An 8,755-nucleotide genomic window follows, 5' to 3' on the forward strand; every position below is an offset into this window, starting at 1 on the left:
TTTTCCGGTGAATGCCGGTCATATATTCTTGATTCAGCAATTTGAAATGATAGAAGACCGGAAAGGAGAATGTTATGAAGCTGTCGGAATTAAAAACAAGCGGCCATCCGCTCACTCTGCTCTGTTCCTTCTTATATTTTGATGTGAGTTTTATGATTTGGGTCATGCTGGGGGCGCTCGGCGTTTATATTTCTCAGGATTTCGGGTTATCTTCTTTTGAAAAAGGATTTGTCGTGGCTCTGCCGATCTTATCAGGATCTGTGTTTCGGATCATTTTAGGTGTGTTAACGGACAGGATCGGGCCGAAGAAAACAGCCGTGATCGGGATGCTGATCACGATGATCCCGCTGCTTTGGGGGGCATTCGGCGGCCGTTCTTTGACTGAGCTGTATGCGATCGGCATTCTGCTGGGCGTTGCGGGCGCAAGTTTTGCTGTTGCGCTTCCGATGGCGAGCCGGTGGTATCCGCCTCACTTGCAGGGGCTTGCGATGGGGATAGCAGGTGCCGGCAACAGCGGCACTTTGTTTGCGACATTGTTCGGTCCCCGCCTTGCAGAACAGTTTGGGTGGCACAGTGTAATGGGAATTGCGCTTCTTCCGTTGATGATCGTTTTTATTCTGTTTATCGTCATGGCGAAGGACTCTCCTGCACAGCCTGCACCCCAGCCGCTTAAAAACTACCTTCACGTTTTCAGGCAGAAGGAGACATGGTGTTTCTGTCTTTTGTACGGCGTCACTTTCGGAGGTTTTGTGGGATTATCAAGTTTTTTGGCGATTTTTTTCGTTGATCAATATCAATTGTCAAAAATCCATGCCGGTGATTTCGTCACAATATGTGTCGCAGCGGGCAGTTTTTTTCGCCCTGCAGGAGGCTGGATTTCAGACCGTGCGGGAGGTGCGAAAGTTCTCGCTGTACTGTTTGTCATCGCGGCTCTGTGTATGGCGGGAGTCAGCAGCCTGCCTCCGCTTTCAACGGTTGTCGTTCTGCTGTTTATCGGAATGATGGCGCTCGGTATGGGCAACGGAGCGGTATTTCAGCTTGTCCCTCAGCACTTTGCAAAAGAAATCGGAATGGTGACGGGGATCGTCGGAGCGGCCGGCGGCATAGGAGGTTTTTTCCTTCCGAATATTTTGGGATCATTGAAGCAGATGACGGGAACTTATGCGATCGGTTTTATCTCTTTTTCATGTATCGCATTGCTCGCATTTGTGCTTGTTCTGGCCGCAGGCTATTTTTGGAGAAAAAGCTATGGCACTGAAAACAGTCCTGCGGATGTTTAAGTTTGGGCGGAAGACACGTATGACAGCGTGTCTTTTTTATGATTTATCATTTTCACTTGATTTTAAACGGAGAATATATCAGAATAAATAGTAACGATTGCGATTTATAACCATGTACATCATGATGAAAATAAGGCAGGTGCAGTATGTAAATCGTAATCATTCTATTTTGATAGGGGGCTATTTATATGAAAAAAATTCCGGTTACAGTATTGAGCGGCTATCTTGGTTCCGGAAAGACGACCGTTTTGAATCATATTTTACAAAACCGCAACGGTTTAAAAATTGCCGTCATCGTCAATGACATGAGCGAAGTAAATATAGACGCGGGCTTGGTGAAGCAGGGAGGCGGCTTGTCAAGGACGGATGAGAAACTCGTAGAATTATCCAATGGCTGTATCTGCTGCACGCTGCGTGAAGATTTATTAGTCGAAGTTGAGAAACTCGCGAAAGACGGCAGATTTGATTATATAGTGATTGAATCAACAGGGATCAGCGAACCGATTCCCGTTGCCCAGACATTTTCTTATATAGATGAAGAGATGGGTATTGATCTGACAACATTCTGCAGGCTGGACACAATGGTGACCGTGGTGGATGCAAACCGCTTCTGGCATGATTTCCAGTCCGGTGACAGCCTACTTGACCGGAAGGAAGCGGCGGGAGAAGAGGATGAACGGGTGATTGCCGATTTATTAATTGACCAAATCGAGTTTTGTGATGTGCTCATTTTAAATAAATGCGACATGGTGGGCGAAAAAGAGCTTGAACAGCTGGAAACAGTCCTTCGCGCATTACAGCCCCGTGCCAGACTGATCCGGTCCGTCCGCGGAGAAGTGCCCGCCGAATACATATTGAATACCGGTTTATTTGAGTTTGAGGAAGCGAGTTCATCAGCAGGATGGATAAAGGAACTGACGGCAGGTCATGAAGCGCACACTCCCGAAACGGAAGAGTACGGCATCACTTCGTTTGTGTACTCGCGGCGTCTGCCGTTTCATACCGTTCGTTTTGACAGCTGGCTGCATCAATCAATGCCTGACAACATTGTGCGCGCAAAAGGAATTGCTTGGTGCGCAACCCGCAACAGCCTTGCGCTGCTGATGTCTCAGGCGGGTCCGGCGGTTTCGATTGAGCCTGTTTCTTATTGGGTGGCGGCAATGCCGAAACTTGAGCAGGAGCAGATCAAACAGCAGGAACCGGAGATTCTGGAAGATTGGGACGGCCAATTCGGAGATCGTCATACGAACCTGGTGTTTATCGGAACAGATTTAGATGAAGCAGCCATTACAAAGGAATTGGATCAGTGCCTGCTCACGCCGTCTGAGTTCGATTCCGACTGGTCGCAGCTTGAAGATCCTTTTCAATGGGATATTCAGCGGGCCGAATAACATACCGGCCAAGTTTAGAAGCAGGTGAAAAGGGAAGGAGTGATGAAAAAGGAGCTGACCAAGTGTGAAAGCACTGACATACCAAGGAAAAGAACATATGGAAGTGAAAGAAGTCCCGGCACCCGCCATTCAAGAAGAGAGAGATGTCATCGTTCGAATCACCGCAACCGGGATATGCGGTTCAGACCTTCATTTATATAAAAACGGGATACCCGCCGATCCGGGTTATATCGTCGGGCATGAGCCGATGGGAATCGTTGAAGAAACGGGCAGTCAAGTCAAAAAGCTGAAAAAAGGCGACCGGGTCGTGATTCCTTTTAATATCGGATGCGGAGAATGTCATTATTGCAAGCACCAGATGGAAAGCCAGTGTGATGAATCTAATCCAAATCCTCATACAGATGCCGGCGGCTTATTCGGTTTTTCGGAGTTTAACGGTAATTATCCCGGCGGGCAGGCTGAATATTTACGTGTTCCTTATGCTGATTTCTCTTCTTTTCTGGTTCCGGCAGACAGTGAGCTTGAAGATGAGCAGGTGCTGCTTCTGTCAGATGTCATGCCGACCGCCTTTTGGAGCGTCCAGCACAGCGGAGTGAAAAAAGGGGATACAGTCGTGATTCTGGGATCAGGTCCGATCGGCTTAATGGCGCAAAAATTCGCGTGGAAAAAAGGAGCAAAGCGGGTTATCGCAGTCGATCAAGTCCCGCATCGCCTTGAACATGCGAGACGCATAAACGGAGCAGAGACCTTCAATTTTTCAGAACATGATGAGATCGGGAAACTGCTGCATGAACAAACGTCAGGGGGCGCGGATGTAGTGATTGATTGTGTCGGAATGGACGGCACGCCGCTTTCAAAAGAAAAAACAGAGCAAAAACCGAATCAGTTCGGAACGATCAGTCCGATTCTTACAGCATCAGAAGCCGTTAAGAAGTTCGGAACCGTGCAGCTCACGGGCGCATACATTTCTGAAGCGGACGGCTTTCCGCTCGGTGATTTTTTCACACGCAACGTTTCTTTAAAAATGGGCCAGGCACCCGTTATTCATCTGATGCCGATGCTGTATCAAATGATCGAACAAAATGAAATTGATCCGACGGATATCATTACACACAAAATGAGTCTTGCGGAAGCTCCTGCTGCATATGATATATTTGACAAAAAAGAAGATGGCAACATTAAAGTGATTTTAAAGCCATAGCGAGGAGAAACACGATGAATATTTACAGACCGGCGGGATTTTGGATCAGATTGGGAGCTGTGGTACTCGACTATTTAATTACTTCAGTGCCTTTGGCGATTATTTTTATGCTGGCAACAGGAAAAGATCCGAATGAGAGCGCAATGATCAGCATTATTTTGACTCTTTACGGTATTTTGCTCCCTGTATACTGGAACGGTTATGTTATCGGCAAAAAGATCTGCGGTATCCGTATCGTCAAAAAAGACGGAACTCAGGTAGGCTTTCTCACTATGATTTTGAGAGTGCTTGTGGGCGGCCTGATATATGGCGTGACGTTTGGAATCGGTGTGATCGTGAGCGCATTCATGGTCGGAATGAGAGAAGACAGACGGTCAATCCACGATTTTGTAGCGGGAACGTATGTCACGTACGCGCTGCCGGACGAATCGATTGAAAAGAGCGAATAATTTCGCTCTTTTTTTTGCATAAAAAATGGATGAGGGAGAAACATATAACAAACGTTAAAGGAGGAAAGAATCATGAAAAAAGCTGCATTGTCTTTAGCTGCGTTTTTCATTACAGCAATGGTTTTCACAATGCCGGCACATGCAGCCGGAACAAAAATGCCTTCAACAATGTCACTCACGGAACAGCAGAAAAAAGAAATTGAATCACTTGAAAAAGAAGTGCTCGAAAAACGAAAACATGTCATATCCAAATATGTTGAGTACGGGGTCCTGCCGAAAGAAAAAGCAGAACATATTAAACAGCATATGGACAGGCGCTTTAACATGATGAAACAAAATGGATTTGTCCCGAAGCCTCCGCCTCATAAATTGGAAAAGCGGCATCATCATTCTTAAGCATCCGGCAAGCCGGATGCTTTTTTGTTTTTATCGGGATTGCTCTGAAACGCGTTTCATAACGTATATCAATATCATAGGCATCAGGAGGATGAAACACATGATACATAAAAAACAGGGCCTGTTCCCTGATACATTTCTATGGGGGGCAGCCTCGTCTGCCTATCAGGCTGAAGGAGCCTGGGATAAAGACGGTAAAGGACCTTCAGTATGGGTGAACAGTGCAGAGTGGCTATTAGTGACGGAGGAGTTCATCTCATCGGCTACTGCAGCTGGTCATTCACGGATCTGTTAAGCTGGCTGAACGGCTATCAAAAACGCTACGGTTTTGTGTATATCAATCGAGATGAAGAAGATGAAAGGGATTTGAAACGGATCAGGAAAAAAAGTTTTTATTGGTACCGGAATGTAATTGAAACAAACGGTAAAAGTTTATAAAAGTTCCCTGAGAGAAATATGATTCTCTCAGGGGTTTCTTTTACATTGCGGCTGCATCAATAATATACGTATCCGCATGAAGATCGGATATTTCGGCAGGCACTGAATAACAGGTAAGGCTGTATCGGCCTTTCGGAATATGAAAGAAAAGCCGCTTTGACATCACGCTTTCAATCTCAATTCCATCTTTTACAGCCTCAAAGGGAACAGTCGCTTTTTTCTCATAGGATGGTACCGGTTCACTTGTGTTAAGCCTGAGAACGATAAATGCCCTCGTATTTCTCCTTGCCTCAAATGAAACAGCTCCGTCAGCTTCCGCATATCCTTTTTCAATGGCTTCATCGGTCCAATCGATAACAGGCGGTTCTGAATCTTTTTGGAAGATTGTAAATTGATGATAAGAAATGGCCAGTTCTTGCGGTTTCCATGATTTAATCAATGCGCTGTTCCTCCTGTTTTTTTACTTGATTTTAAATAATACTCTCGTTCCGTCGGGATCATTGGTAAGCTGGTGTCCGACCCATGAGCCGGCTCCGCGGTTGTCTGCCGGAGAAATATATTCTACGGAGGCGTTGTTTCCGCCCTGTTTACAAACAGCCATCGGCCATTCATCCCTATCGTATCCCGTTTTTACAGGTACATGTTTAAGAGATTGCTCACGACGCTTATGTACTCCGTCTCTGTCAATGGTGCATATGCTGGAATGCCCTTCTTTTATCGCGTCCTTAATATGCTTTGCTGTTTCCGGATATCGATCGGACGGAAATAGGATTACCTTGTCGTAATCACTCTTCTGAACGGTTTGCTCGTTATCTGAGAAAAGATCACCCTTGATCAGGGCCGCGACTGCTCCGGCAATGATGATAAGAACAAGCAGCAGTGCTTTTAATGTTTTCAAGAGTATCAATCACCTCCAGTTATAAATTGCTGTTAAGCTGGTCCAAGAATAATGCAGAATCGGCCGGCTGTAAAGCTGTTAAAATATATTTCTCAGCCGCAATTCAGCTGAATATCTGTAAAACCATCCGCACAAATCAACTTTATTCATTAAAAATTCGATCAGAAAGTGTTTTTTGCCGTTTCCCTATTCAGAAATGAACGGTTGCGGCCGCATCGTCAATTGACTTATTATAGCGATAAGCTCACCGGCAGGATATCTTCGTCTGCGAGTGTCCAACCCGAAAACCTTAGCCTGCATGACCGTGCGCAACAAGACGATAAAAAGACGGCCATCTGATAAGAAGGCCGTCAGCAAATCATTCCAGATTCGCATGCTTTGTAAACATGTCTGCTGAATTCAATTCTTTTTTCTCCATGATTTTTAAAATAACCGCATCGTAAAACAGCAGAAGAGTTTGTTCGAATAAAGAACCCATCGGCTGAATCGTCTTTCTGTCTCCGCCGGTCTCTTCCTTAGGAGAGCCGGGAATCGTTATTGTAAGATCCGCAAGTTTGCCGAGACTTGAGCCGGGGTTAATCGTTAATGCAGTGACGATACCGTTAAGACTTTTGGCTTTTCCAGCTGTATGAAGCAGACTTTTTGTTTCGCCTGAGCCTGAGCCGATGATGACGAGACCGCCTTCTTGGAGGGGAGGGGTAAGCGTCTCACCGACGATGTAAGCGTTCAGGCCGATGTGCATCATCCTCATGGCGAACGCTTTAGCCATAAAGCCGGAACGCCCCGCTCCGGACGTGAAGATTTGATCTGCCGATAAAATCTGATCCGCAAGCTTGTCAGCTTCACTGTCGGATATTAATGCTGCGGTGCGGGATATATCATTTAGTATTTCATGTAAGTATTCAGTCGTTTTCATGATCCTTGTGTGATCAGCTGTTTCATTTTAGCAGCAGCATCCGCTTTATTGTCAGCTCCCGTAATGCCTCCGCCGACAATGATTAAATCTGGGTTTTGTTTGATGGCTTCAGGAAGCGTATCAAGTTTAATGCCTCCGGCAATTGCGGTTTTAGCGCTCTTGACCGCTTTTTTAATCGCCGTCAGCTCCTCAAATGAATTTTTTCCTTCTGCTTGAAGATCATAACCCGTGTGAACACAAATATAATCAACACCGAGTTGGTCAATTTCTTTTGCCCGTGTTTCAAGGTTTTTTACGTTAATCATGTCGACGAGGATTTTTTTCTGCTGTTTTTTTGCTTCGGCAACCGCCCCTTTGATTGTTGAGTCGTCTGTCGCTCCTAAAACGGTGATGATGTCGGCTCCCGCTTCTGCCGCTTTCATAATCTCGTAACCGCCTGCATCCATGATTTTAAGATCGGCAAGCACTTTCAAGTGAGGAAAGGCTGTTTTCATTTCCTGCACGGCTTTCAGTCCTTCATTAATGACAACGGGAGTGCCGATTTCTACAACATCTATATATTGTTCGACCTCTTTCACAAGTTCAATTGCTTCCGGGATATTTACTAAGTCTAATGCCAGCTGTAATTCCACTTTATATTCACTCCTCTTTTTCATGTATTTCCATTCTATAGAGTGCCCCGCATGTTGAGAAGTACGCACTTTGAAGTCTAATAGTTACTTTGAGGATACTGTCCCCGCAGGCAATGCGCTTTGTTTCAGCAAAACTGCGTGGTAGTATAAACTGATGAAAGTTGTGTGAAAAAGTAAGCGTGTATGAATAGATGATGACCGTACAAAAAGTAAGAGGAAGGAGAATTGTCCGTGAGCCGAATGGATGAGAAAACGTTTAATTGCGAAAAGGAATTGACGCTTGCCGTGATAGGCGGGAAGTGGAAAATGCTGATTATGTGGCACTTGGGAAAAGAAGGGACGAAGCGGTTTAATGAGCTGAAAGCTTTAATTCCGGATATTACGCACAAAATTCTTGTGAATCAGCTCAGGGAGCTGGAGCAGGATCTGATCGTTCACAGGGAAGTTTACCCTGTCGTCCCTCCGAAAGTGGAGTATTCTTTAACGGCGCAAGGAGAAAGCCTTATGCCGATTCTGGACGCCATGTATAAGTGGGGAAAAGATTATATGGAATTAATCAACATTGATAAAACTGCAATAAAGGAATCTTTTTGAAGTGCTCTATATAAAATAGAGTGCTTTTTTTGCGGTTTAATGAAATCATATTGAGAACATTCGGACTGTCTGTTTCGGTTCTTGCGCTGTTTTTTCCGGGTCAGCTTACGTACGTAAATTTTTTTCATTCTGCCATAACTGGATATTCGACAGGTTTTCATTATAGTTTAAAGATTTTTAATTTTACGTAAATAATATTTTTGAAAATAAATTGCGGGATGCCGCAAAATACCCTCTGGATTTGTCGGATTTTTTTTCGGTGTGCCGCATGAAACTTTTCACCCATTTTTCGGTGATAAAAACAATATTTTCATATAAAGTGAACGTAAGTAGATATATAGAAATACATGCAGAAATAGGTAAACCTTTCGTGCTTACAATCAATGGCTTTTTGTCTTGATTTCTCATAAATTTGATGCCGCATTTCGGACTGCGCGGGTGAACGGATGACGGATTTCGGCGGTGATTGAATCGGGATCGTTTTTGGAGGTAAGTGGTTCTTTTGGCTTGAGAATGAGTTAGGGACATAGAGGGAGGCTGTTTCTAAGGGAGAATTGACA

Annotated in this window: 11 protein-coding genes and 1 pseudogene; 8 read left to right on the forward strand and 4 right to left on the reverse strand. The window is 44.9% G+C overall.

From position 1 onward, the window contains the following. Nucleotides 1-74 precede the first annotated feature (74 nt). From SB724_RS14595 to SB724_RS14625, 7 genes and pseudogenes are all read left to right on the forward strand, one after another. The gene (locus tag SB724_RS14595) at nucleotides 75-1,280 is read left to right on the forward strand and encodes an MFS transporter (RefSeq protein ID WP_032872798.1); all 1,206 of its coding nucleotides are present in this window, start codon (nucleotides 75-77) and stop codon (nucleotides 1,278-1,280) included. 188 nt (nucleotides 1,281-1,468) lie between these two features. Beyond that, complete coding sequence (locus SB724_RS14600; RefSeq protein WP_410571694.1) at nucleotides 1,469-2,671, forward strand: GTP-binding protein; 1,203 nt, start codon at nucleotides 1,469-1,471, stop codon at nucleotides 2,669-2,671. Nucleotides 2,672-2,735: 64 nt separating this feature from the next. Continuing rightward, nucleotides 2,736-3,872 (forward strand): zinc-dependent alcohol dehydrogenase, encoded by a 1,137-nt coding sequence (locus SB724_RS14605; protein ID WP_410571696.1) that lies wholly within the window; start codon nucleotides 2,736-2,738, stop codon nucleotides 3,870-3,872. 14 nt (nucleotides 3,873-3,886) lie between these two features. After that, nucleotides 3,887-4,321, forward strand: coding sequence for an RDD family protein (locus tag SB724_RS14610; RefSeq protein WP_014416871.1), 435 nt, complete (start codon nucleotides 3,887-3,889; stop codon nucleotides 4,319-4,321). Between the two features lie 117 nt (nucleotides 4,322-4,438). After that, nucleotides 4,439-4,717: a YckD family protein gene (locus SB724_RS14615; protein ID WP_263612330.1), complete on the forward strand. Its 279-nt coding sequence runs from the start codon at nucleotides 4,439-4,441 to the stop codon at nucleotides 4,715-4,717. 100 nt (nucleotides 4,718-4,817) lie between these two features. Next, nucleotides 4,818-5,012, forward strand: a complete 195-nt coding sequence (locus SB724_RS14620; protein WP_410571698.1) for a family 1 glycosylhydrolase — start codon at nucleotides 4,818-4,820, stop codon at nucleotides 5,010-5,012. After that, nucleotides 4,934-5,155, forward strand: a pseudogene (locus tag SB724_RS14625) (family 1 glycosylhydrolase); the annotation flags it as partial. The gene SB724_RS14620 and the pseudogene SB724_RS14625, both read left to right, overlap by 79 nt. Nucleotides 5,156-5,195: 40 nt before the next feature. Here the strand turns inward: SB724_RS14625 and comJ are convergent. The 4 genes from comJ to hxlA form a co-directional block, all read right to left on the reverse strand. Continuing rightward, nucleotides 5,196-5,594, reverse strand: coding sequence for a competence protein ComJ (comJ, locus tag SB724_RS14630; protein WP_007609299.1), 399 nt, complete (start codon nucleotides 5,592-5,594; stop codon nucleotides 5,196-5,198). Nucleotides 5,595-5,615: 21 nt separating this feature from the next. Further along, complete coding sequence (locus tag SB724_RS14635; protein ID WP_003156588.1) at nucleotides 5,616-6,053, reverse strand: NucA/NucB deoxyribonuclease domain-containing protein; 438 nt, start codon at nucleotides 6,051-6,053, stop codon at nucleotides 5,616-5,618. A 358-nt stretch (nucleotides 6,054-6,411) separates the two neighbouring features. Further along, nucleotides 6,412-6,969, reverse strand: coding sequence for a 6-phospho-3-hexuloisomerase (gene hxlB, locus SB724_RS14640; protein WP_410571700.1), 558 nt, complete (start codon nucleotides 6,967-6,969; stop codon nucleotides 6,412-6,414). Beyond that, nucleotides 6,966-7,601, reverse strand: coding sequence for a 3-hexulose-6-phosphate synthase (gene hxlA, locus SB724_RS14645; protein ID WP_014416875.1), 636 nt, complete (start codon nucleotides 7,599-7,601; stop codon nucleotides 6,966-6,968). Before hxlA ends, hxlB begins: the two co-directional genes overlap by 4 nt. 231 nt (nucleotides 7,602-7,832) lie before the next feature. Here hxlA and hxlR point away from each other — a divergent pair, with 231 nt between their 5' ends. Continuing rightward, on the forward strand, nucleotides 7,833-8,195 hold the full coding sequence (gene hxlR / locus SB724_RS14650) for a transcriptional activator HxlR (protein ID WP_007409352.1): 363 nt from the start codon (nucleotides 7,833-7,835) through the stop codon (nucleotides 8,193-8,195). Nucleotides 8,196-8,755: the final 560 nt, after the last annotated feature.

It is taken from the genome of Bacillus sp. SIMBA_031 (assembly GCF_046535225.1).
GTDB lineage: Bacteria > Bacillota > Bacilli > Bacillales > Bacillaceae > Bacillus > Bacillus velezensis.